The sequence below is a fragment of the Leptothoe sp. EHU-05/26/07-4 genome, assembly GCF_043421015.1.
Lineage (GTDB): Bacteria > Cyanobacteriota > Cyanobacteriia > Phormidesmidales > Phormidesmidaceae > Leptothoe > Leptothoe turfae.
Window position 1 is genome coordinate 922,080 of record NZ_JAXSQV010000003.1, and the last position, 25,740, is coordinate 947,819.

Consider the following 25,740-nt stretch of genomic DNA (forward strand, 5'->3'; position numbering starts at 1 on the left):
ACCATATCCTGACGTCTAGGTGCAGTGCGATGGTTAAGCGTTGCGGTCATTATCCGAGCTGAGTGCCAAGGTCATCAGGTACTCATCATAGAACTGTCCACCTTTCGAAAAGGTCTCCGGTTCAGTACCATATGTGCGAAAGCCCAATGACTGATAAAGATGGATCGCCGCTTCTTGTTGGGTGACAACAGTTAGATAGATTCTCCTGATATCTTTGGCATTTGCTGCCCAATTCAGCGCTTTATGGATGAGCGCTTTGCCACAGCCGTGACAACGAAACGAGGGAAAGACATAGAGTCCCGCCAAATATGCACGATGTTTCTCATTGGAAGCTGAATAGCGAGAAATCCGAATAATCCCAATGAGTTGTTCGTTTTGGAATGCTCCGAAGAAGCAACGGTCATCGCTTTCTGCCAGCCTAACGGCAGTTTCGGAGAGGCTCAGTTCGTCTTCAGGGAGAGAACCGAAAGCGGGTGGCTGTTCACAGAGCGCAGACAAGCGTACGGCATGATATGCCTCGGCATTGGCGGAGGTGAGTGCGCGCACACTTACTGACCTGATATCTTGAAAAGACTGCATGGTATTGGATTGATTATTTCGATCTTATGCGAAACAGCACTGAATGTTGACTGAAGAGCAATACACTGGATATACCTCAAACAACTACAATTCAAGCTTTGAGTCTTGCCAGCACGAATTTCCCCCGTTCCACAACTGATGGATATGAATCCTTCGACAATATCTCAGCAATGGGTAAAGCCTCCGTGCCAATACTGTCTAGCTTAGCAATGAGCACATTCCCGGCCACCCTTCGAACTACCGGAGAACTGTCTCTAGCTGCTTTTTTAAGGGTTTCCAAGAACGATCGATTGACCTTTATTGCCCTCTCACCAAGAACTGGCTCATGACGTCCTTCACACCAACGAATATCTGTCCATACCCATTTTCGACCCTCGAACCATACCATACGCTCCTCTAACTGGCTAAGATACGCCTTGGCGCGGACTGCTGGTTGAACTGCTTCCTCAGAGATAGTCGGTAAAAAATTATCGAGCACGGGCTTGCGACCTGCTTGTCCAAGAATTGAAGCAGCCGGACCGGCGGTCACCTCAACAAGCTTCGATGCCAGTCGTGACGGTATACCATCTATAGAAAGAAGACTTATCAAGACTTCTAGATCCTCGTCCTGTAAGCGTCCCCAGGTATGCAGGTATGGCAAAATTGCCCAGAGTGTTTCTAGTATGAACTCAGGTTTGGTGTTAGCTGCTATCTGCGGGACATGCTCACGAGCTGCAGCTCGTACTTGAGGAACCCAATCGTTTAACCGTCGAAGAATCATAGCAAAAAGGAACCCATTCGGTGCACCTTCGCGTAAAGAGCGCAATGCTTTTTCTCGTAGATACCCGTCTCCGTTGCAATGATCTAACCAAGGAATTAGTAAACGCCGTTCACGGAGCGAGAATGACTTGGATCTTGAGTGCGGTTCTACATAAATCTCATAACGGAAGGTTCTTTCCCAATACTCTAGCTTGGAAACAGATAATAACGAGGTTGCATTTATATATTCAGATACTGCTGAAACTAAGTTGAGATGGCCATTAGCAGCATGTGCAAGATTTCGCACTGCATCCAAAACCCGATCCTTGTCTTCGTGTTGATTGGTCATGCTCAAGGCATAAGTTATAGTTTTCTCTATGTCAGATGCAAGGATTCCCTTAAAGGAGTCTAGTTTGAAAGACAGGGTGATTACGCTGCATAACTATGTATTCGATGTGGAGCGATCGCACGTTTCCAGATGCTTGACTGAAAGGTTCCGACAACGGAGTCGCCGCCACGCTGACGCGGTGTAAACCCTGGGCATAGGAACAGCCCGTGGCCGAGCAGTTGGACCACCAACCGGCGCGGTGCAGCTTAAGTTTTGGGTTCGTCCTTCTTTCCCAGCACCTTGGTCGCCAAGATTCCTGCGCAGACGCCGGGAAACAGCAACAACAATCCCTGATAGAGCCCGCGCCCGCCGTGAAGAGGGAACAGGCTTGTCGATCCGGCGATACAGAGGAGGACGATCAACGATGTATAGGTGATTGCGATCGCGTCATACACGTTGTGGCGAATGTACCGACCGAGCCCAGCTCGCAGGTCCCGAAAGAACTCTTTGGTTGATGAGATGGTGTACGAAAAATCGAAAACAACCCAGATCCCTGTGATGATTCCCAGCCGCATCAGGAGATGAACGTAAGCAAACTGTCCTTCTTTCGGTGTATCGAGACCGTTCACCATCATGAAGCTGTTGATAACGGTGACGACCGAAAATGCGTCGGAAACTCCTGCGACGGCGTTCTTTTCGGTGAAGAAGTGTTTGATCGCACTTATCACTTTGCGAGCAGAAAACGGCATGTTTATTCACCTTATGATCGACTCAGATGCTTGAATAGTGTGCATTTCTTTTAGTTTTTCTTTAACCTCTTCCAGCTTTTCAGCCTGAGAGAAGCTCAAGCTAGCCTCAGACTAGGAGCAAGTGAAACGAATACAGTTATGATGACATATTTGGGATGATGTGGAGCGATCGCACGGCTGCAGCTTCCTGATTGAGAACAAGGTTCTGAAAGTACAGCCTATTGGCATAACGCAGCGGCGGTAGGTTAACTGAGATCTTGCACCTGGCAAGGAAGCATTAACCCACCTTGGACTCAAAGTCGCAAGGCTAACTGGCTCAAAACCGCTCAAGCGGTTAAAGAATCCCTAAAAGCTCGATATTTAGAGCTGCCCAGCCAATCTTGTCCCTTGAGTGGACAGCCCTCAATTAGCGTTGGGTTTTGAACCCAACGTGGGTTTGAGCTTCACAACCGACCTTAGTGCAAGATCTGAGCCTTTTACGAACAGTAGGGCTGTTCGCTCAACCGGCAAGAAACACAATTGTCGTGATTCTGTCGACAATCAGTCTATTTTAGGGTTGATTAGCTTGTGTTTCTTAGGAGTAATATGCATTTAATATTCTTTATGACCGTATTAATCGCATTAAACCATATACATTCCCACTTCTGTCACGCACTCTCATCCTAGGGACCGGGGCTCTAACGAGGGGGAGTTACCAGCACGAAAGAGAGCTAAAAAGATACGCTTAAGCCTGATTGTCCAGTGCAGTGCAGGCTTTACTCGCTTTAGTGGTGGCGTTTGCCAGGTGCCATTAATCGCCTCTTGTTGCGGTAAGTAAAGCCGTAAGGATATGAAGAAGCCCTGATCCGGTGCAGGTAGCCAGTTCTTCCTCTTTTTTTCTTCAGTGGGTTGAGCGTATTGGATATAAAGCGTCAGTCCCCCATCTTCATCGAGAACAAGTTCGTTATTTTCTAACATCGTTGAATTAATCAGGTAGCGCTCGAGTTTGTTCTCGACAAGGAGCTGCTCGGGGAGGTTATACATCGTTGCCGACCAGAAAGCGTCAGCCGGTGGCAATTCACCTGGCTCAAAGCGTAGTGTATAACAGACGTCGCCTGATGCATTTAATTCGTTGCCGTCTGAATCGTTATAGTAGGAAGGATACATGGCCTCTTCAATAGAATTGCCCCAGATGCCAAGAATCGCGCCAGCCAGGCGGTATAGATAAATGTTACCGGTTGCCGTCAAGTGTTCACGGGTGCCAAATAGGTCGGCGGCGGTGACGTCTTGAGTGGCAAGTTTAGTCTTCTTCAGCTCCAGATAAGTCTCCCAACCGTCTTTTATGCCTTGCTCGATGGCCTGTTTCAATTTCTCAGAGAGTTCTGTCGGATTAAAGATCAGACCAGGTCCGATGTTTAGCTTAGCGAAGCGCGCCATCAATTCTGTTTCCGATGCATGTGTTGAACAAAACGTCGTCAGCAGGAAGTTCAACAGGCTAAATATTCTGGGTGACGTTTCGCCTTCGTCCAGTCTTACGGGTCTTGGGTATTTCACCGCTGGCATTTCCGCCGGTGACTCCGTCTTTGTAAACTTACTCAGCGGCTGCACCTCGTAACCGTTCTTAATGATGTCTGCGACATTCTCTAAGTCATCTGAGTCGAAAAGCTGGGTGCGGTACAAAGCTAGGGCAAGACTGGTTTCGCTACGGATAACGGCAGTGATTCCAGCCGGTATCTCCCCCGTCCAGTCAGGACCCGCCAGCAAGTAATTGCCTCCGCCATTGCCTGTCGTTCGAGTACCAACGTATTCGAAATTGTGAGTGTAAGCATCAATGAGTTGGATAGAGTAGTATCGTTTAGGGTCTATAGTTGGGACCGTCAACACTAAAGGTTCCGCCCGAAGATCTGCGCCAACCACACAGTAAGGTGTATCCGCGTTCGGTGTCTGAATTGTTTTGTCCGCTGGCGTAAACAGTCGTGCTTCGCCAAGCAATTGATTCAAGGGTCCCTTGTATTCGGCATTATTGGGCCAAAGAAAGTAGGCAAAAAGAATCCGATAACTGTCCACCATTGGATAGGCGTAAATAAACGCATCTTTCGTGATCAATCGGGCTTCTTGTGGAGTCAGTGTAGACGAACCAATCATTCTAAATTCTCCTTTATGTAGTATTCAATGAACATAGAAAACTGATGGTGAAGCTGAATGGCAACCAGTAAGTCTATGATTCATATCCAATATATGAAAATCGCCCACGTCGGCGAAGTGTCAGACGTAATACGGAGCGAGGAAGATTTTCATGCACCAACAATGACTTTTTGCATAAGTGCCAAAGGTTTATATCTGTTGATTGTCGGAACTTTTGATCTGGAATATCGAGTTCAGTTGAGATACCAACAACAGACACAGGTTCTCTTACTGAGTGTAGATACCAGGGACTGTGACACTGGTGCCCCTTCTCCCGCTGGGAGAAGGGGCTGGGGGATGAGGGCTGCTTTTATAGAGCTAGAGCGTTAGGAAGTTATTTGATGCTCATTTCTTAGCTGTATGCCCAACGGCTAGCTGTTTTTTGGCTAACGTCTCGGTTCACTAATCAGTTCGCTTGTCTGACAAAAAATTTACGAACTCCTCTAAGACGATCTGCGGTGCCTCCAATTGTGACAGATGACCCACATTATCCAAGGTCTTGAACGAAGCATGGTGGATGCGAGAATAAAGTGCTTTACAGCTGGCTTGCTTTTAGATCAATTTAACTATTTTTGGCGTTGCTGATCCTCGGGATGATTTTATCTGGAAGATTCTGCAAAATTACATCACTACTCGATCGATTCATACTCTAAATCAGCAACGGCATATTTTTCATCCAAATTGCCCCCTCATTCGTATTGATAGTCAAATAGTCAAATATTGATTGATATGAGGAGGTTCACGTTGGATGTCAAGGCTTGGTGTATAGAGCGCTTGCTTTGTTTAACTATTATTCGTATCCATAACTGACAATCAATTGTGTTCGTATCCCACGTATGGGCTTGCCATTGAAAAGCAATTGGTTATCTGTTTTTTGTGCTCTACCTAAAAAAGAATATTTGAAACAACACTTATGCCCCTCTAATAAAGGCGTTTAAGTGTGTCAATATCCTCTTGGAAATTTTGTTTTTAGTCTGCTTAGAAAGAAAGATCTACCGATTAAACCCTTCTCACCCTAGATTACAAAAACAATCTTTCCATGTTTTCTGGAATCCGAACAGCATGACTGGAAGTAACCTTCTGCGTGGCTCTTTGATGACCTAAATACCTCTAAAGAGTGCACCAATTTATGTAAGCCAAACTCAATTTCAAGCCTGAGAGTTTTCTTCGGGGAAGACGCTGGTTTTGATGTGGTCAAGGTTCAAATTTTTATAGCTCACACCAATTCACAATAGGAAAAACATGACAGTTCAACCTAAATACCACTGGCAGTTTACTGAAAGACAAGGAACAACAACCGTAGATACCGTAAACGGTGTTCAATCACGTCTTTCTGAGGCTGCATTCAAGGGACATGGCCGCATTGGCAATGCCATTCATTTACTCACCAAAGGTTCCCATGTCAATTTGGGTAAAGAGGTGGGTCAATTTGGCACCAGCAACTTTACCGTGGCGTTTGGCATGAGGAATATCAGTACCCATGGCGATAATGAATTAGACATTATCGGTGACCAGGTGATGCAGGGGCACGGTAATTTTTTCTCTGTGCGGCTATCTGATAGAAGAATATTTTTCCACGTCGATGAAAATAGTAAGGCCAAGCATTATGTGAAAGTTGCAACTAAGCGCCTATCGATGATGCCCAATAGAACCTGGTTTCATGTAGCCGTTGTTAGACAAGGACGCACAATCAAGATCTACATTGATGGGGTACTCGCAGCGGAAGCCGAATCAAAAACAGGTGTGGCCAACATTAGCAATAACGTCGATGTGAAGCTGGGTCATTCAAGACGAGGGACTCCAAACGCCCAATACGAAGACCTGCGCATCTACCACACAGCTCTCAGCGATGCCGAGATTCAAGCCCTGGTTCCACCTGCAAATCCACCACTGCGCGACGGTGAAATTGAACTGGTGGGTGCCGATAACGCCGCCGTCATCCTTACTCAAAATGTTGAGGATCTATCCCGTTTTTCCAGTAGCTTTAAGCAGCTGCGGGTGGGTCACAATACCGGCGTTACCCTATATCAGCAAAATAATTTTAGGGGAACAGCGCAAAAGTGCTATGCAGACCTGCCGGATATCCGGCTCTCACGACTGGAGAACTTTCCTAAATCAATCCGGATTTGGCCAGCTATCGAAGAGCCGTTTACTGGCAAGTGGGTGATCAAAGCGCCCAAAGGTCAGTTCTTGAGCCTGGCTAAATCTGTCCTGACCACATCGCCCCGAAGGTCATTCCACGAGCTGTTTAGATTCCACTACAATCTACAGCGAAATCAGCTTCAGCTCATTCCTGGCTCCGATCAAGAAAGCACCTTGTTGAAAGTATCTCCTGGGGAGGACCCCACCCATCTGTTTGTTGATGATTTAGAGCATCTCAAAGATGAGTTCTCGATTATCAATCAGGCCAATAACCAATGGTTAGCACTCGTTGAAGACAACACATTCGACTGGACCGGGCAAAAGGAAGACCGTGCCATTTTCATCCGTGTGGCCAAAATGGCAGACAATGAAGGCCAGGTGGGAGAACTAGCACCGGGAGAAGTAGCCCTATATAAGCATAGAGCCTACTACGGGAGAACCTGGATCTTGTCTGATAGTGACAAATATACTTCAGGTAAGTATACACACCTGAAAGACTTTCACGATTTAAATGATCAAACATCATCCATTCGATTAGGTCCAGATACGGGGGTGACAGTATTTAAAAACCTCGACCATCAGGCCGCTGACGATAAACGGGAAGAAGAGATTGAAGATATCGTCGAAAATGTTCCACGCTTGAGTGATAGGCAGATCGGTAATGATACGATTTCCTCGATTCAAATCTTTAGAACGATTGCCCCTGAAGATGTTTTTACCTCTTATACAACCAAACTGAGCCAAGACTATCGCATGGTGGGGGATAACCTAGAAGAGTTTTCGTCCTATCGTACGACTCTGAGGTTTGACCCCGGCGCTGGTGAGATCGAGATTGCAGCAACTGATCTGACCCAAATCGAAGTTGACGGCACCACCTATGACATCGATGAAGAGCGCTCGGTCAGCCTCAGCCCCAATCAGCTAAATCAGATTATGATCACCTCCGAGGCCGATGGCCTCAACACCCCAGGTCTGAAGATTCGCACCAGCGACATGGCCTCCAATGAGCGGGTGGTGATTTTCCCCAACCGAGAGGCCCATAAGCAAATCGCTGAACTAGAGGATGGCGCACTGTGGAATGCCAAAGATGCTAAAGGCAACTTAATTGTGGATCGCAAGGCCCATAGCAAAGCAGAGGTCGCCAGCGCCCAAAACACCATCAAACGGGTAATGGCCACCGTGAACTATGGTGAGGATACCCCCACAGGGAAAAACCGGGTTCAGTCAGCCAATCGGGCTGTCTCTGGCACGACTATCGACAAGCCATGGGAGCTGACCCTGGGCGCTACAGGAAGCGCTAAACCTGCTCGACCGGGTGATGGTCGACGATCGGTGATTGCCAAACCTCTGATCGCAGAAAGACAGGTTAGCTCGGATGAATGGCAAAAACTGCTTACCCAAGCCGCACCCGCTGAAGAAGAGGATAGTCCAGAGGCTAACGGTCCGGTCACCCTAGGCACTGCCAGGGTCTTCTCTGCCAAAAAGTTTGGCCGCCGCCTCGGCAGAAAATTTAAAAAGGCAATCAAAAAAGCCACATCGGTTGTCATTGGCAAGGTTAAAGACATTGTGCATGTGATTGTCAAAACCGCTGAAGGCATCATTGACTTTGTGGTGGACACCGCTGAAAAGGTAGCTGACTTTGTTGAAGGGGTGGTAGAAACGGTGGTGAAGTCCATCAAACAGTTCATCGAGTTTCTACAGTTTTTGTTCAACTGGGACGATATTCTGGCAACTCATCGCCTGCTGGTCAAAACGATCAACTCTGCTTTGGATTCTGCCAGTGGGTTGGTTGCTTCTGCTAAAGGTCATGTATCAGCCTTTGTAGATGATTTACAAGACGGCTTAAATAAAGGAGCCGATGACTTAATTCGAGCCTTGGGTGTTGAGCCTGATGAGGTGGATAAAGGGTCTAGTTTTGACTTACCCGAAGCGGCTGAGTGGTTGCTCAATAAAATCTTAGGCGGTTCAAAACGTTCAGACAGTAAAACCAACCCCGAGGAAGACCTGGCAGAGAAAGATCGGACCGCCTTATCGGCGATGCAGCAGGCTTTTGAAAGCTTTCTAGAAGCGCTTAAAACGGCTGTGAATATCAAGTTTGAAATGTTTGACGGACTGATTGGCACCGTTGAAACCATCATTGCCAATCCGAACCGACCAGAATTGGCCCTGGCCACTGTCATCGACACCTTTAGAGATGTGGGTATCGGGACCTTAGACTTGGGCGAAGATATCATCTTCATCTTCCTTGATATTGTTGTAGCGGCGATTGAGCTGTTCCAGGATTTGCTGAATGCGGAAATTCGGATTCCTCTCGTTTCTGCTCTGTTTAAGATGCTAGGTGCGGGTAAGCTGACTATCCTCAATCTCACCAGTCTATTGGTATCTATTCCGGCTACGGTAATGACAAAACTGATGTTTGGGAAGGTTTCCCTAGGGGATGTTCCAGAGCCTGAGTTTTCCACAAAACAGATAGTAGCGTCCGATCAACAGCTTCTTTCTGTTCAGTCAAATGAGGATGGGATTGATATCGAGAACACTATACTCAAGATGCAGGCTTTTGGTGGGATTGCGATCGCAGCCGATGTCGTCAATGCTTTCATCAGCACAAAGATGGATTTAATCCCCGAAGGCGGTGAAGAAGGTCCGATTTTCTTCGAGTATATGAGTCTCTTTTTGAGTGGCGTTAGCTGGTTGGGAAGTTTCCCCAGCTCTAAAGTAGAACCCGGTGGTTACCCTTACGCCATCGGACAAAAGAAACACAACGTTAGCAAGTCCAAGAAAGAAGAGGAGGAAATGTACTGGGAACGCGTTCTGTGGGGATGGAGAACGGCGATGTTGGGCATAGATATCGTCTATGTAATTGGCGCTATAGGTGCTCAGGCCTCTGGGATCGATAAGGATAAGTTTCCAAGACAGAGACTCAGACGAGCCACTAGACTTCTTGATAAAACAGCACCGATAATAGAACTTTCCACCGTGCTCGCTTGGGTTGAACTCGGGTTAGCTGGCAAATATTTGTCCACTGTCAAAGAAGACAAAAAGCGTACAATTGCCAATGAAGTGCTAGGGATGCTACCGGGTTCGTTTGCCTTTTTGCGAGCTATTAAGAGTCCTAAGTTTGAGTTTTCAGCCCTGTCTGCGATGTTTATCATAAATCTTGTTTCGGGTGTTTCTACAACAATCTTCAATATACAGTTCCTACAAAATGATGTAGCTGAGTTAAAGCAACAGTTGTAAGTGAACGGGAGAAGAACTGGCACAACCTCTGACCAATAATTAGAGGACCACTGACAAGATGACATGCCAAAGCGCTGGCACCAGGACGACCATGATAACTCTAAGCAGAGAATGATTGGTCAGTACAGGTTCTGGCGCTTTGGCTATATTTTCAAGCTTTCCCACAAACTTTATTAACCCCAGGCGTCGAATATGATAGCAGTCTCAAACACTGGACAAAGCGGTAAAACCCTGAATTACCCAGCCAGTATGAAATTTATCTGATGTTACTAGTGGCTGAAAAGATAAGCTCTTTCCGAAATCTCGTCGCTGGCGCTTCCATATTCTCACTTTGTGCTTTCCTGCGGCTAGGCAGATGCAAGATCCGGTGTTAGCTTTCTTGCAGAATTCTTAATGGCTTTGAGATTCGAAGTGAGGGACAACGTTTCAAATCAGCGGCAGTAGATAGCCTCAAACTCCACACCAACGACTCTCAACCGTCCGCTGCATTTGAGTAGTTATACGGCGATCGAAAAACTCCATTTTACCTTAAGACTCTGGTTTAAGAGACATGACCAGCCATTTCCACTAACCAATCTATAAACTTCAGAATCAGCACTTCTTTCGGGTGATTTTCTAGATACACTGCTGAATAGTTAAACCCGTCTAGCATCACATTGAGGGGTTGCACAAGAAAACCTAACGCTACATCATCTGCAACATGAACAGTGCTGCATAATGCTATACCTTGACCTGCGATCGCTGCTTGAATGGCTAAACTTTCTTCGTTAAATTTCAGTCCGTGGTCGGGGGCAACAGTGTTCAATCCCGTAGCGCTAAACCAGTTTTTCCAATCAGGAGCATCGATTCCAAAGTGAATCCACTCAAAATGCAGCAGGGGATAATGCACGACATCATCCGGTTTTCTAATTGGATGGTTGTTCTCCAACAAACGTGGACTACAAACGGGCACAAACCGATCAGACATCAATCGGTGAACTGCTAATCCTGGATAATTGCCTTTACCGTAGCGAATGGCTAAATCGACTGTTTGCCGCTGTAGATTTACCACATCGTTTGAGGTTTGTAGTCGTAGATCAATTTCAGGATGCGTCCGTTGAAACTCAGCTAAACGAGGAACTAGCCACTTAGCTGCAAACACCGTTGTCACGCTTACCGTTAACGTCGTGGATATTGGAACTTGCTTTAATTGGGTAATCGCCTCAGCAATTGAATCCAAGCTTTCACGTACAACCGGATATAAAAGTTGACCTGCTTCTGTCAGCGACAGAGGGCGAGGACGTCGGCGAAACAAAGAAACTTCCAGGTAATTTTCTAGGACTTTGATTTGATGGCTAATTGCCGTTGAGGTGACATCCAGTTCTTCAGCCGCTTGCTGAAAACTCAGATGCCGCGCTGCCACTTCAAAGGTATGCAAAGCGTTAAGTGGGGGAAGCGATCGCATCGGCTTGTGGGTGAATTTCTTTCATCTTAAGCCTGAATATATTGAATTTGCAATATTCCTCTATCCCTTGTTATTCTTCAAATTAAGGGAATAAAACAGGTTTTCAATCGCTCAAGACCTGCATAAAACTCATCTAAAGCTACGTATCTAAGCAAACTCCTTGGGTGTGTCCCAACTAAACAATCGCGTTTGTGTGTGCAGTGAACATTGTGCTCAGCGAAGTCTGTTGGATTTTGGAGCATTGAAAACAGGTCACTCTTCCTATTTCAAGGAACTTTTACAGCTTATCAGGAGGACTATCATGTCTGACACTCTATCCATTGGTGGAACAGCCAATATTCGAGCGATCGATGCGACGAATTTTTCTGTTGCCATGACTGGAGTTTTTGATGGTGGTGTTTATGCTAAAACTACCTCAGCCACTGACTCTCCAGATGACAAAAAGCACCACCATAACTGAATCGATCGTAACAATGATGGAAGCCAGCTTAGCCCCCATTCAAGCACTTACGGCATCCTCACTCTCCAACACTTTCTACCGGAACCCGAAGCCTGGTTCCCTCACCCTTCTTAGAAACTTACAATCATGGCTACTATTCTAAAAATTGACGCCAGCGCGCGTGTCACTCGTTCCCTGAGCCGGGGATTAACGACGGCTTTTACACAACAATGGTTAAAGTCTCGACCTAATGATACTGTCATTACACGCGATGTAGGACTTAATCCCCCACCAGTCGTGAGCGAAGCCTGGATCGCCGCTGCCTTCACTGCACCTGAGAAGCGTGCGCCTGAACAACTGGAAGTGCTTAAGATTTCTGATCAACTGATTGATGAACTGGAGGCTGCTGCTGTCATTGTGATCGGTACACCGATGTACAACTACGGTATGCCAGCATCTCTGAAAGCCTGGATCGACCAGGTGATTCGGATTGGACGTACCTTTTCCTTTGATTTGGCGCGTGGTGAACAGCCAATCGAACCTATTTTGATTGGCAAGACTTTAGTGATTCTATCTGCATCAGGAGAAGGTGGATTTAAACTTGGCGGTGCTAATGCGGCAATAAACCACCTTGATCCTCACATTGTGGTTGCCTCAAGACTGTTTGGAGTTAGCAAACACCACGTTATTCGAATTGAATACCAGGAATTTGGGGACGATCGCCATCAGAAATCGATTCAATCGGCCTATGGGGCAATTCCAGACTTGGTGCAACAGATCACACAAAAGATAAAAGATTAAATCGATGATGACAACTCAGCCAGATGACAAATCTACCATCCAGGCGTTGATTAATTCACAGTTTGCTAGCTTGAACTGGTCAGCCGACCAGACAGCTCACTGGGCAGCCTTTGAAACAGGGTTTGTGCCAGAAGCTCAGTTATTTCCTGTCTGTAGGACTTTGAATACGGGTCTCATAAGCTAATCAGCATTTAAATTTCCAGACCGATTCATGGCCTGACTGGGTTTCAGCGCACAAATCCTGCAACTTGAATGTACATCAGCTTAAAAGCAGGCCATATAACGTGGCGTTCAACGGCGGCGGTAATTTTAGCCTCTGATCAAGTGCTTATGCCCCGCCGTTGCAACGCAGTGTTAGACAGCCGTTTCAACATTCTAATATTTGTCACAAGCTCTAGCGGTGGAGTTCCAAGTAGTTGCTGAAGCCATAGCACAGAAGTTTCCCAATCAATATTGACTGAATCCGGTCGAGGATGAGCACTAGCATTTCGCAAGTCCACAATACTCATTTCTGACTCACGGGCCAGAAAGCAAGTTTTAATACGAGTTAAAAGTTCTTGAAACTCTGGAAGTAGATTGCCAAGAACTAATCGAATTCTAATGAAAGCATCAGTGCAACTGTCCATCCGATCATCGTCAAAGTTTTCAAGAAGTACTTGAATTTGTCCAAGGGTTAGTTCTGGGCCTGTTGTGGCAGCTTTCTTCACAGAATTAAACAGTTGTCTGCGTCTTTCGATCTTTTTTTCCTGTTTTTTGCTGGGACTATCAACTGTCTGAAATCTTGATGAAGCAAAAAACTCTCGCCAAGGTTCAACAAGGGCATGGTTCAACTCAGCCTCTGCAACTTTAGTCATTGCTAAAACAACAGGTGCCCACATTTTCAGCACCCTGTATTCAATCATTCTTTGCATTGAGTATGAATCAACTAGCTCACTTCTTGCTTTATCAGGAAGCATCCGCCAATTTTCAATTCCTAAATATTGAAACCAAGCTCGCTCTCCTTCCAGCCTTAAATTCTCCAGAACCCCATCCTGCTGAGCAATCTTTAGTCCATTAGCCCTGTTTTCAATCTCAAAAGATATTTTATCTGATTCTTCTATTCGCCCAACCTCTTTCATGGCTCTGCAAAGCCTATCGCCAGAGTAATCTAGCAATACTTCTTCTTTGACTTCGCCACAAAAATAATAGGACAAAAAGAAATCTAAGCCTCGCTCATCAAAGATTCGTGCAATAGCATCTAACCCTGGAACAACTCTAACCATATCGTCAAGGAATTGTTCCCCAAGTAATAAATACTTAATTTCGTACTCTAAATCAAGTTCATAAGTGTTCTGAATGACATGTAGGAAAAACTGGGAATAAGTACATATCCAATTGTAGTAATGCTCCGACTCCCAATGTCCAGAGACAGCAGACCATAGTGATCGCAAGAGAAAAACAGCTTCTCGAAGTGCTTCAGTAGTATTTTTCTGTTGTATTTGCGTTAGATACTCAATAGCCTTTATTACAATCTGGGGATCACCGTATCTTAATCCGAAGTGTTCGTATGTCTCGGCAAGAGCCTCTTCGCGTGTGTAAATTGGTATTCCGTCGATGTATTCCATAACTTCATACTTTACGCAAGATGGCTTTAGATTGCCATGATTTTGTCTGTCTAACTTGTAATTCAGTGTCAGATCTGCTGGATAAGATCCAACCCTCTAGATCTTATCCAGCAGATCTGCGTGATAACATCCCTATTCATAGAACTTATACCGAATTTTTGCTGTATAACTCCGGGAATCCAGGGTGTTATCCAGCACTTCTGACAGTTAAGTATGGGAAATAGGGATCTTATCCAGCAGATCTGATAGATAAGCATCCCTATACGGGAGTTATACAGCATTTACCATGGCACAACCCAAGCCGCCGCGCTTGCTCGATCAAGTTAGAGAAGTCGCTCACTTAAAGCATTTCAGCCTTTTAACTGAAAAGTCCTATGTTCACTACATTCGGGATTTCATTCTGTTTCATAACAAGCGACATCCCAAGGATATGGGAGCGCCTGAAATCAGGGCTTACTTGTCACATCTAGCGATTCACCGTAATGTGGCGGCATCAACTCAAACCGTTTCTCTAAGTGCCTTATTGTTTCTATATCGTCAAGTTCTAGATATAGAATTACCGTATATAGATGATATCGAACGAGCTAGACAACCTCAGCGCTTACCGGTTGTATTTACCCGCTCAGAAGTAAAGCGAATTTTAACGAACCTAGACGGCATCCAACATCTGATAGTCAGTCTGCTTTACGGAACGGGCATGCGCTTGATGGAAGGGCTACGTCTACGTATTAAGGATTTAGATTTTGAGTACCACCAGATTACAGTGCGAGATGGCAAAGGCCAGAAAGATCGCCGTACCATGTTGCCCAACTCGCTAGTTGGTCCATTACAACTCTTTTTCTTTTGGAAGATGGCTATGATATCCGCACCGTACAAGAGCTATTAGGCCACAAGGATGTGAAGACCACAATGATTTATACCCATGTGCTTAATCGCGGTGGACGTGGAGTACGGAGTCCATTGGATTCGTAATCAACGGCTATGTAGGTTGTTAGCAATCACCTCTGTTGTGAACTGTGTGCGCAAAGCTATATCTATGGCTTGACGTGAGAAATGTCTTAGCGGTACTTTAGTTCTCACGCCCTTCTGGGCATGACCACAAAGCTCAATATTTAGCACTGGCGGCAGGTGCGGCTAACACCGAACCGCCAGCTAACCCCCGACTGAGTACAGCAGTCCGAGGCTTGGGATACTTTATCCTATTGCTGCCCCGGTTTGCATCACATAATCGGGGCAGCTAAGTTTGAGCTTTGGTTTCTTACCGAGCCGCCAGACTGTAGTGCTTTAGCTACAGCTTTCAAACGCGGCAACGGTTTAACAACCCTACGTTTGGAGACCAAAGCTTATGTTTCTCGATATGACTCAGGGCGCTGTTGCGTCCACATTACCTGTTAGCACCGCACCGTTGCCCGACCATCAATACGAAACCGTTCGCCATCTGCTCTTTGGCAGCCTTACCGCCGTGCGACTGACCATTCAAGACCTGCACAAAAAACACTACGCTGAGCCCAACGATTGGAGTAAACCCATCTCCACCGGACGGCCCAATGAAGTGATGGCCATTTTGACCAAACGGTTGGCCATCAAGCAATAGACGAGGTATAAACTTGGTGCGTTTTGCGATCGCAACTTTTAACGGTCCATACCGTTTTTAACGGTCCATACCGTTTTTAACGGTCCATTACGCACCCAGTTTAGAGACTCACTGAGGGTCTGTATACGCCTTAATATCAGGATAGTTACAAAACAGCTTTGGAATTGGTTGGTGTGAGCTGCAAGTAAAGCCCTGGCACCACCAGCAACGCAATCAACGTCGCCGACAACAACCCAAAAATAATCGCCATACACAGCGGGAACCACTGAGCATCACTCAGCGCCAACGGCAACAGACCAATAATAGTGGTAATCGATGTGGTCAAAATTGGTCGCAGTCGATCGCTGGCCCCTGCCGCTGCCGCATGGCGTACATCCAGCCCCTCTTTCCGTCGCTCGTTCATCGTCTCCACCATAACAATGGCATCATTCACCACAATTCCGACTAGCGCAATCACACCAATCATGGCCGGGAAGGAGAACGATAGCCTCAACAAAAAGAACCCAAACAAGGTACCAATTAAGGCAAAGGGAATGGTGAGAATAATAATCAACGGCTGAGTGTAGGAACCAAACTGCAACACCAGCACCGCAAACACCAAGAAGATGGCCACCACCAGCATCTGACCCGCAGAACCAAAGGTCTCACTGCTGGTATCCGCATCCCCACCAAACCGATAGGAATACCCCCGAGGCCAGCGGTCAGCATTGCCCTCATCGTTGGGGTCATACTGCATTGCCTCTAGCTTGGGCGTCAGTTCAGCCAGGATTTGGGAGTCATAGAAGTCCTGCCCCGGTATCACCTTAGCCAGTACCGTTACGCTGCGCTGAGTATCACGGTGGGTGATCGCCAGGGGGACAGCACCTGGCACTTCTTCCAACAGGGCATCGGGCGATATGGCTTCACCGTCTGAGTTGATAAACCGCATCGTGGCAAATTCATCCAGGCGAGAAGGCCCACCAATCCGCCCCTGTTGAGATGGCCACTGGGTACTCAGGCGAATTTCAAGATCCTCTTCACCACTGCCAATGGAGAAGTCACCCACATCGTTATCAATCATCAGATAACGTCCCTGCAAACCCACTTCATCCTGGCTGATGCCATAAAAGTTAAGAGACTCCCGCTTAGGCACAAGCTTATAATCTTCTCGTAGATTACCCAGGTCGTCACGCACATCCATGGTGCCTGGAATTTCTCGCAGTGCCTGTTGTACTTCGCTGGAGATTTCCCTTAGGGTTTGTAAGTCGTCACCAAAAATCTCGATTTGAATTGGATCAGACCCACCACCAGACAGTGGAAACCCTGTACTCAATACAGCCCCTGGGTAGTTACGGATAATCTCTTTTTCTAGTTGAACTTTGAGGTCGTAAGCATATTTAAAAGAATCTCGTGCCCGCTGGTTACGATCCACTAAGACTGCCGACAGACCGACAAAATAATCGGCATTGCCCGGTTTAATTTCGCTGGTAGCAACCAGGTTACTGCGCTTTCCCACTAGCTTCACCACACTTTCAAACACCTTCTCGCCATTGGGGTCACTGTAGTTGCGCACCACTTCACCCATGCGATCGGCTACCTCTTGAGAGGTTTCTAAGGTAGCGGCTGGGGGCAGTTCCACATTGAGGCTGAGTTTATTGTCGTCGCTAACGGCAAACAGAGAACTGGGCAGCTGGCTAAATAAAAGAATGGCACAGACAAACAGCGCGATCGCACTTGCTGTCCACATACGAGCCACATGACGATTGGGAATGGTCATGCGTAAACTCCAGTGGGAAAACTTTTCAGATGCAGCTTCTGTTAGACGGTCGACGTAGGTTTTAGACTCACCGCTGCCACCTTGATTACCGAGCAGAAATCTGGATAAGGGAATCACCGCCAACAGGGCCAGGGCATAGCTCATCACTAAACAGGTAATGGCACTAATGGGAATCAGCCGAATATACTTACCCAGGGTGCCGGAGATGGCCATCAGTGGAGCCATGGCCAAAATGGTGGTAAGCTGTCCGGTAAAGGCAGGCGATGCATAGGTTTGCACAGTTTTAATGGCCGCTTTAGGAAAGCTCAAACCCTGTACAAAAATGCCATCGTGCAGCCCCTCTAACATGAGAATAAATACATCCACCAAGAGTCCCAGGGCTAAGATCATCCCCACGGTGACCATGGTGTTGAGGGTGTAGCCCAGCATCCAGAGGATAAACAACACCCCGGCAAAGGTCATGGGAATCGCTAAACCTGCAATCAGTGCCTCTCGCCAGGTCAGGGCCACAAACAAAATGGCAAAGACTAACAGCGATGCTTGTAGGACGTTACTACCCAAATTTGCCAGGTCGCTGCGAATGGTGTCGGCATCATTGGTGAGCACCTGATAATCCATGCCATGGAGCCAGATACTGGGATCATTTTTCACCAGTTCCATTTCTGCCAGGACGTCTTCGATTACCTGAATGGTGTCGCTACCAGCAACTTTGACCACCTCCAGGTTGATGGTGGGGCTAAACTCACTCCCTTCCCAGCTTAAAAAGGCCCGTTGGGTTTCCCGCTCCAGTCCCTGGTAGACGTCGGCCACCTCCGACAGCAAGACCACCCGATTCTCATCCAAGCGGGTTACGGGCAAATTCTTTAAATCTTCCAGGGTACGAAAACGACCATATAGACGCACCTGGGCCCCAATTTCATCATCCCGCACCAGGTCCCAAGAGCGGTCAATATTGCCCCCCTGGATGGCATCGCGCACCTGGGTGGCGGCAATCCCCAAGGTGGTCAACCGGCTAGGAATCATTTGTACGTGGATCACTTCGTCGCGCTGACCGCCTAGATTTACCTCTCGTACGTTTTGAACAGATTCCAGGCGTTCTTGTAAATCTTCTGAAGCCTGACTGAGTAAGCCAATGTCTAACCCCTCTCCTGTTAGCGCCAGGGTGAGAACCGGTGAATCCTGTTGGGATAGCTGCTCAAAATCTGGCTTTTCACGTCCGGTGGATTCTTCAGGGAGTTCTGTCTCGGCGTCGTCAACTTTACCCCGCAGTTCTTGAATGGATTCTGCAACGGGGGATTCTGCCTTAAAGGCAACATTAATAATGGAAAATGAATTGAAGGTGGCGCTGGTAAAGTCATCTAGACCTTGAAGACTTTTGATTTCTTCTTCTAGCTTGTCTGTGACCTGATTTTCGAGGGTCTCGGCATCGGTCCCCCCCCAGGTGGTGGTGATCATGGCCCGAGCAATTTTAATTTCGGGATCGCCCTCTTTCACCATGGAGAAATAGCCCATCAGGCCCCCCATCATCAGCATAAAGCAGAGGAGAATGGCAAAGATCTGCTGAGTAAAGAAGAACTCCATCCAGGCGGGAACTGACGAGATATCAGCACCCTTCTCAGTTTCAGGAGCAGCCGTAACGCGCTCGTCAATTTGCATAGTGCTTAATTTCGGTCAACAATCTCGACGGGGGTGCCATCTACCAGACGGTTTTGGCCTTCGATTACCACCAGCTCACCGGGTTCAATACCGGAGAGAATTTCTACGCCAGATAATCCTTCAATCCCGCCGGTAATGCGTCGCTGTTGGACGGTACCATCAGTTTCATTGACGACAAAGGCATAATATTGCTGATTTCTGGAGACTAGAGCCCCGAGGGGTAAAACCACGGCATCGTTATCGCGAGCCACTTCAATCCATACATAAACCCGGCCCCCTACCTTTAAATTACCGACCTGTTCCAGGTTTCGAATCGTGATTTCAGTGCCCCGACTGCCAGGTGTTTGGGAAGGGCTAACCGCAAATACTTGACCACCACTGCCCCGCTGTCTAGCAATATCAAGTAATCCCTGGGAGTTAGCTCCAGCTGCCTGGAGCGCACTGACCTCTTCTTCTAAGACAACATAGGCTCGCTGACCGGGCTTAATCTCTCCGGCTTCCCCTGCCTGTAGTTCGATCTCTACTTCAAAGGATTGAGGATCAACTACCACGATGGGGGCAGACTCAATCAAATCTTGGGGGCTGCTTGTATTGAGATATTGGGTGCTCCAATACTCTCCTTCTCGAATGTTGATATAAGCCACCACTCCATCTAATGGAGAGACTAACTGTGTATCTTCTAGGTCAACGGCACTTTGATTAAGGCGAGCCACTGACGCATTCACCCCTGCTTCGGAAGAACGAATGCTCTCGCCGGCAGAGCGGACATCTTGTTCAGCGGTCTTCAGGGCGGCGGCGGCCTGGTCTACTCGGTTGATGTAGGCGTCGCGATCGCTTTCCGATACTGCCCCCTGCTCAAATAAATTCTCATAACGCTGTAACTCAGTCTCAGCCAGGGCCAGGTCCGACTTGGCCTTTTCTAGATTCGCCTGGGATTGCAATAAACTGGCTCTGGACTGGTTTAGCTGGGTTTCTGAAACTTGGATATCCGCCTCAGCTGTGGCAATGCTAGATTCCTGTCTGCGGGCATCAATGGTGGCCAGCAGCTGCCCCTGGGAGACAAAATCTCCTTCTCGCAGTTCGACGCCATCGACCTTAGCCACATAAATAATGTCACCACTGGCCTGAAAGTTAAGTATCCGCCGTCGGACTGGCCAAACGGAACCTTCATCAAACACCCATCCCTGAATTGGCCCTTTTTGCGCCCTGAGCACCCTTATGGGTAAACGAGATTGATTGGTTGCATCATCTGTTTCTTCTAATGGAGGAGCGGCTGTCAATGTTTGATAGGCTTTTACACCCACAAATCCAGCTACCACTAACATAGCCAGGGCAACGGCTGGCCACAGCGGTTTCTTAGACTTACTACGCCATTTTGGCAAAGCACTGGATTGAGAAGCCGCATCTGTAGATGGGGGAGGCGTTTCGACTGCCGTCTCTACATTAGTATTTGATAAATTATTGGATGACTGCTCAATCGGCGGTTGAGGGCTGATACCGTCAGAGGACATAGAGTAGGTAGTTGCGAAACTGTAACTATGGAACGTCCCGGATTAGATTTGCCTAATGTTGCCAAATAAATTTACTGAATGCTAGTCAACAAAGCACAAGTACACAGAGTTTAACATCTGATTTTCAGGTCACCTAATGTCATGTTTTATCGTGTTAACGATGTTAATTGGAGCGGTGACTGAGATAGCTACCGATCAGAATAGCAATAAAAATAGAAGAGTACATCTGGCCTATAATAGCTTCCAAATTTGTTAATACTTGGGCAACTTCACTTAAAGGCACAATATCGCCATATCCCAAAGTAGTCAGGGTGGTAAAACTAAAATGTATTGTTCTGAGATAAGAGTCTACTCGTACAAGTGGTTGAGAGAAGGCATTAGCATCTAAAGTGTTCACAATGCCATACAACAACGCCCAGACAAACCCAATCAATAAATAAACACTAATACCACCTCGCACAATATCTATGGTGACTTCGGGCGTAGTAAAGATATCTCGACCAATCCAGTAAGCGGCTCCTGCTAAGTAAATGGCAAAAACAATTTGAGATATGAGGCTAAATGTTTGATTCAGATAAAAGCCCCCGTTTAGGGTAGAAATAACTTCTAAACAGAAGGCAATAATTGCGATCGCGCCATAAATGGCCAATAACTTTCGAGGTAGTGGAAAGCTGCTGATGATCAGCATAATCGTATACAACAGCAGCGAAATCAGGAAAATATTACCAATCCCAGCCTGCAAAAATGGCGATACCACAAAGGTTATCGCCAGTACAATTAGCAACTGTCGATATTTTTGCTTTTTGTTTTCTTGAAGAGATTTCATACAGGGCATTAACTCTGGAATACCCCGATATTAATGGAGGATGTAATCTAAGTAGCAGCTATTTGCCAAACATCATAATATAGCTGAAGTCGATATCAATTAATCTAAGTAGGAATGTCTATGGGGGTTGGTAAACTCTGAATCCTTCAGTAGGTCAGTTCAAGCCTTTATAAAAGGTAAGCGAGCTGTGTAACATCTGCGAGTTTGCCCCCAAAGCCAAAATTCTAGGGGCTTTCATTGGGTATTAGCTTTTAGCTTTTGGCTTTACCCTGGGTGCATTAATTCTGTTCTTTGGGATTGTTGTCAGTTAGTCTTATCGACAACTAAAAGGTCAGGACGATCAGTTCAGTGACCTGATAACGTTGGAATATCTCTGTAAAACTTCTTGCCATTGAGTCCCTCCCTGAGCTACAGCCGCTTGATGCTGTTCTGCTACCTGTTGGGGGGCATAAAAAAATTCATTCCGAACCTGGACGCGCACCAAGTTGTTGATATCAGGTTCACTATAGTACCAGTTGCAGCCCAAATCTGGTGTAGGCTCTGATTCTGTTTTTAAGTTTTCTCGATTTTGTATCCACCAATCCAAGAACGGAGACAGATCAACTCCCACTGTAAAACTACTGAATTTGTAACTGGGTAGTGCCGATGCTTGCCATTCAGATTTTAGAGACATGGGACCTAATATTTTGTGTCAATTACGCAGCTATTGAGAGCAATGTCACTGACGTTCAAGTAACTCTATTGAGCCAGAGACCTTAACCGTTTAACCCTGTGGTTACGTATGTCCTGCACCCGCATAATTTGTGTAGGGCTCAGGGATGTTAACCAGAGCCGCTCACCCACCAGCATGATTTGGCAGGGCTCAGGGATGTTAATCAGAGCCGCTCACCCACCAGCATGATTTGGCAGGGCTCAGGGATGTTAACCAGAGCCGCTCACCTGGAAACATGGGAAAACATGGACCCATGGTTTAGAACTGCGGACTCCACTATGTAATACGTTCAAATATTCAAAGTTCTAGATCTACGGCAAATTAGCGCAACTCTTCAGCGGAATTGCGCAAGTTTTCTCGGAACTGCCCTCAATCCACCGCTCTCTGGTAATTGATATAGCTGCGATCGCAACCTATTTTATCAGCTCTCAATCTCAATCCCCTTAGCCCAATAAAGGACCGCCTACCTTAATGGTCCTTTAGGCTATGTTTTGATTTTTGCTGATAGCGCCCTAGTATCACGAGTTATCGAAAATTTACGAGACGCATCAACTTTCATAGATAGTTACTATGGTCACAGATAAAACGATGCAAAAGGTTGATATATAAATTTTCGGATGAATATTATGAAAGCTCTCTACTGACAGTGGATAGGAGAAAAATGAGATTAACACCTTTAGGTCTTCTTTATGTTTTATTAGGATTTGATGAGGGTAGCTGTAAATGAGCGTGGGAATATTACCACGGTATACAAGGTGAAGGAGTTTTAGAGTCTTAGAACTTTTCGACAGGAGGAGATCTTCTAAGATGGCACGTGTACATCTAAATTTCTCTGCCTTGTATACACCCTAACTAACAACCTCGTGATTACAAGGCTTATTATGTATGAACATGTCGAAACCTTTACACCCCGGAGAGTTTATCACCCATGTATATTTGCAGCCGTTAGGAATCAGATATACAAAACTAGCGGGAAAATTAAATGTTGATCCATCAACTGTGAAAAAGCTGCTGAATAAGGAGATTGTTGTCACTCCTGAAATGGCTTTACGCTTATCGGCTGTTCTAGGAAGCAGTGCCTATTTCTGGTTGAGTATGCAGTCTCACTATTCTCTTTGGGAGGCTGAGCAAACCCTGGATGTATCAACCCTTGGACAGGCTTTTTCCTCTTCTCATTCTTTGTCGACTCCAATTAGGGTGCAAATCCTTGAGTTGCTAGAGGAGAGCGAGATGGCTCTGGAGGATATATGTGAGCAGTTAAAAATGCCCCAGGATCAGCTCTCTTTACATCTTCAGTCGCTTGAGACTGCTGCACTTGTAACCACTCATCAACAATATGGGCAGACCTTTTATGGCCTTAATATTGCCCGGGTGAATACCTTGACACAAGAGACCTCTGAATACCCCATGGCCAGACGGGTGTCAGCACCATAGCCAATAAGTAGCTCAGCGTATACATGAGCCTCGACAATCAGCCAACGACGATATTACCGTCCCAACGAAAATTCGTTTAAGGCTCTATGGTCCCACCCCGATAGTGTTCTTGATAATGTGGGTAATCTATAACAAGAATATTTAATTTAACTTTTTTAGTTAAATTAACCGCTAAACAGTAGGTGTTATCAGGCAAAGATTGAATTATACTCAAACATTTTTTCAAAACCCTTTTTCTAAACAGCTTATCCAGAAATCTGGATCATTGTTACCCATCATTCTGTATATATACCGTTTCGTCGCAACCTATGAAATCAACTATTGATGCACTCCTTGTGGAGGATAGCCCCTCTGATGCTCAGCTAGTGAAAAAAATTATCAACTTAGCAAGTGTTGACAAGCCTATATTTCATCATGTTCGTCGCTTTAATGAGGCACTGACTGTATTAGAAGTTAATACCTTTGATATTATTTTGTTAGATTTGCATTTACCGGATGGGGAAGGCTTATCTCTAATTAAACGATTAAAGCAGTTGGCACCTCAGACACCTATTGTTGTGCTCACGGGCCTCCAGGATCAAACGGTTGTAGAGGCCGCGCTTCAAGCAGGCGTTCAGGATTATGTGGTCAAATCCGATTTTTTCTCTCCAGCTTACCTAAAGCAACTAGGCTATGTTAATGTGGGCCATCAACTTGTTCAACGTATTCAGTATGCAATTAAGCGAACAGAATCTAGCCAAAGACTCAATCAAGATCAAGAACGTTACGCATTAATTGCTCAGGAAGCGAACGATGGCATTTGGGATTGGAACTTAACAACAGACTCTATTTACTATTCTCCTCAGTGGAAATCCCTCCTGGGGCTAGAACATATACCCCTTAGTGACAACCCTGATGAATGGCTATCGCGCATTCATCCAGAGGATCAAGAGCTCTTTGATAAAAAGTTAAATAATTATTTGCAGCAGCAGCAGCAATCCCCATTTCATTGTGAGTATCGCATTCAACATCAAAATGGGGATTATCTTTGGGTGTTAACCCGGGCAACAGCCATGTGGGATCCAGCCGGTGTTGCTTATCGTCTGGTGGGCTGTCAAACCGACATGAGTATTAAAACGCAGTTGGCCCACACATCTCAGCAGGGCCAGGATGCGACTCAATCAACGCTGCACTACATTGCAATTGGCATTCTCTCTAATTTAGCCAACCTTCACCTCGAACAAGATCAACCAGATGAAGCGGTTTCTCTATTAGAAGGAACCTTGATGATGCGTAAATGGCTCTTAGGCAATAGCCATGTTGATGTAATGGCAAATGTTTATCAGCTTGCCACACTGTATGATAATCAAGGTCGTTATAAGAAAGCTAAATTTCTTTATCAGGAGGCATTAGCTCTATTTGAAGAGAATTTGGGGGAGCATCACCCGACTACAAATGTAGTGCGAATTAAGGTGCTGCTGATTACTAGAATGAATGATGCTATGGGTGTTTAAGAGGGTGGTTCTGGTTCATGGATGCTCCTATTCTTTTAGTGGAAGATTCATCGACAGATGCGGCTATTATGCTCACAGCTTTTAGGTGTATTGGTTATGCGGGACATATCGAGATTGTTAAGGATGGTATTCAAGCTCTGAACTGGCTGGAACAGTTGCTCAGGAATGGAATGGCCGATTTACCTCAGTTGATTCTGTTGGATCTCAACTTACCCCGTAAATCTGGCCATGAAATGCTACAGGAAATCAAGGGCCATCATCAGCTGCGAAGGATCCCAGTGATTATTGTTTCTAGCTCTTCGCGGGAGGATGATATTGCCAAGAGCTATGAGCTATATGCAAACGCCTATATTGCTAAACCAATTGTTCTCGAAGAGTATAAATTAACGGCTCAGCATATCTATGATTTTTGGCTTAAAACTGCCAAGGTACAGTTGCTATAGGTGATGTATATGGTAGTAACTTAAACACTCCTATAAAAAATACTCTCTAGCAGCCAAAACCTATAGCTACTAGAGAGTATTTGCTAATGGA

Annotated in this window: 18 protein-coding genes and 1 pseudogene; 9 read left to right on the top strand and 10 right to left on the bottom strand. The window is 46.1% G+C overall.

Translation table 11 applies throughout. The features are described 5' to 3' along the window. Positions 1-33 precede the first annotated feature (33 nt). The 4 genes from U2F10_RS11785 to U2F10_RS11800 all read right to left on the bottom strand — a co-directional run bounded on the left by U2F10_RS11785 (position 34) and on the right by U2F10_RS11800 (position 4,518). The gene (locus tag U2F10_RS11785; RefSeq protein ID WP_163699293.1) at positions 34-579 is read right to left on the bottom strand and encodes a GNAT family N-acetyltransferase; all 546 of its coding nucleotides are present in this window, start codon (positions 577-579) and stop codon (positions 34-36) included. Positions 580-670: 91 nt separating this feature from the next. Beyond that, positions 671-1,339, bottom strand: coding sequence for a hypothetical protein (locus tag U2F10_RS11790; protein WP_163699295.1), 669 nt, complete (start codon positions 1,337-1,339; stop codon positions 671-673). A 572-nt stretch (positions 1,340-1,911) separates the two neighbouring features. After that, positions 1,912-2,394, bottom strand: coding sequence for a hypothetical protein (locus tag U2F10_RS11795; protein ID WP_163699297.1), 483 nt, complete (start codon positions 2,392-2,394; stop codon positions 1,912-1,914). A 657-nt stretch (positions 2,395-3,051) separates the two neighbouring features. After that, positions 3,052-4,518, bottom strand: a complete 1,467-nt coding sequence (locus U2F10_RS11800; RefSeq protein WP_499872181.1) for a DUF1254 domain-containing protein — start codon at positions 4,516-4,518, stop codon at positions 3,052-3,054. 1,281 nt (positions 4,519-5,799) lie between these two features. Here U2F10_RS11800 and U2F10_RS11805 point away from each other — a divergent pair. Further along, on the top strand, positions 5,800-9,936 hold the full coding sequence (locus U2F10_RS11805; protein WP_499872183.1) for a LamG-like jellyroll fold domain-containing protein: 4,137 nt from the start codon (positions 5,800-5,802) through the stop codon (positions 9,934-9,936). 541 nt (positions 9,937-10,477) lie between these two features. Here the strand turns inward: U2F10_RS11805 and gcvA are convergent. Then, positions 10,478-11,380: a transcriptional regulator GcvA gene (gcvA, locus tag U2F10_RS11810; RefSeq protein ID WP_499872185.1), complete on the bottom strand. Its 903-nt coding sequence runs from the start codon at positions 11,378-11,380 to the stop codon at positions 10,478-10,480. 301 nt (positions 11,381-11,681) lie between these two features. Here gcvA and U2F10_RS11815 point away from each other — a divergent pair, with 301 nt between their 5' ends. The 3 genes from U2F10_RS11815 to U2F10_RS11825 all read left to right on the top strand — a co-directional run bounded on the left by U2F10_RS11815 (position 11,682) and on the right by U2F10_RS11825 (position 12,804). Then, a complete protein-coding gene (locus tag U2F10_RS11815) occupies positions 11,682-11,840 on the top strand; it encodes a hypothetical protein (RefSeq protein ID WP_499872187.1) in 159 nt (52 codons plus the stop codon). A gap of 126 nt (positions 11,841-11,966) precedes the next feature. Continuing rightward, positions 11,967-12,620 carry an FMN-dependent NADH-azoreductase gene (locus U2F10_RS11820; RefSeq protein WP_163668598.1) on the top strand — a complete coding sequence of 218 codons (654 nt, stop codon included), beginning with the start codon at positions 11,967-11,969 and terminating at the stop codon, positions 12,618-12,620. A 4-nt stretch (positions 12,621-12,624) separates the two neighbouring features. Next, a complete protein-coding gene (locus U2F10_RS11825) occupies positions 12,625-12,804 on the top strand; it encodes a hypothetical protein (RefSeq protein WP_499872189.1) in 180 nt (59 codons plus the stop codon). 136 nt (positions 12,805-12,940) lie between these two features. On the opposite strand, the gene U2F10_RS11830 is transcribed toward U2F10_RS11825, so the two are convergent. After that, complete coding sequence (locus tag U2F10_RS11830) at positions 12,941-14,224, bottom strand: hypothetical protein (protein WP_499872191.1); 1,284 nt, start codon at positions 14,222-14,224, stop codon at positions 12,941-12,943. Between the two features lie 286 nt (positions 14,225-14,510). On the opposite strand from U2F10_RS11830, the pseudogene U2F10_RS11835 reads away from it, so the two are divergent. Both U2F10_RS11835 and U2F10_RS11840 read left to right on the top strand, forming a co-directional pair. Then, positions 14,511-15,196: pseudogene (locus tag U2F10_RS11835) on the top strand (phage integrase N-terminal SAM-like domain-containing protein). A 373-nt stretch (positions 15,197-15,569) separates the two neighbouring features. Beyond that, positions 15,570-15,818, top strand: a complete 249-nt coding sequence (locus tag U2F10_RS11840; protein WP_163699156.1) for a hypothetical protein — start codon at positions 15,570-15,572, stop codon at positions 15,816-15,818. A 145-nt stretch (positions 15,819-15,963) separates the two neighbouring features. On the opposite strand, the gene U2F10_RS11845 is transcribed toward U2F10_RS11840, so the two are convergent. From U2F10_RS11845 to U2F10_RS11860, 4 genes are all read right to left on the bottom strand, one after another. Continuing rightward, positions 15,964-19,230 carry an efflux RND transporter permease subunit gene (locus U2F10_RS11845; RefSeq protein WP_499872192.1) on the bottom strand — a complete coding sequence of 1,089 codons (3,267 nt, stop codon included), beginning with the start codon at positions 19,228-19,230 and terminating at the stop codon, positions 15,964-15,966. 5 nt (positions 19,231-19,235) lie between these two features. Continuing rightward, the gene (locus U2F10_RS11850; protein WP_499872194.1) at positions 19,236-20,741 is read right to left on the bottom strand and encodes an efflux RND transporter periplasmic adaptor subunit; all 1,506 of its coding nucleotides are present in this window, start codon (positions 20,739-20,741) and stop codon (positions 19,236-19,238) included. Between the two features lie 163 nt (positions 20,742-20,904). Then, entirely contained in the window at positions 20,905-21,567 is a 663-nt protein-coding gene (locus U2F10_RS11855) for a potassium channel family protein (RefSeq protein ID WP_250565113.1), read from the bottom strand. 340 nt (positions 21,568-21,907) lie between these two features. After that, positions 21,908-22,240: a hypothetical protein gene (locus U2F10_RS11860; RefSeq protein WP_163668610.1), complete on the bottom strand. Its 333-nt coding sequence runs from the start codon at positions 22,238-22,240 to the stop codon at positions 21,908-21,910. A 924-nt stretch (positions 22,241-23,164) separates the two neighbouring features. Between U2F10_RS11860 and U2F10_RS11865 the strand changes: the two genes are divergently transcribed. The 3 genes from U2F10_RS11865 to U2F10_RS11875 all read left to right on the top strand — a co-directional run bounded on the left by U2F10_RS11865 (position 23,165) and on the right by U2F10_RS11875 (position 25,649). Beyond that, positions 23,165-23,713 (top strand): HigA family addiction module antitoxin, encoded by a 549-nt coding sequence (locus tag U2F10_RS11865; protein ID WP_499872196.1) that lies wholly within the window; start codon positions 23,165-23,167, stop codon positions 23,711-23,713. A 308-nt stretch (positions 23,714-24,021) separates the two neighbouring features. Continuing rightward, the gene (locus U2F10_RS11870) at positions 24,022-25,206 is read left to right on the top strand and encodes a PAS domain-containing protein (RefSeq protein ID WP_499872198.1); all 1,185 of its coding nucleotides are present in this window, start codon (positions 24,022-24,024) and stop codon (positions 25,204-25,206) included. Between the two features lie 17 nt (positions 25,207-25,223). Next, positions 25,224-25,649: a response regulator gene (locus U2F10_RS11875; RefSeq protein WP_499872199.1), complete on the top strand. Its 426-nt coding sequence runs from the start codon at positions 25,224-25,226 to the stop codon at positions 25,647-25,649. Positions 25,650-25,740: the final 91 nt, after the last annotated feature.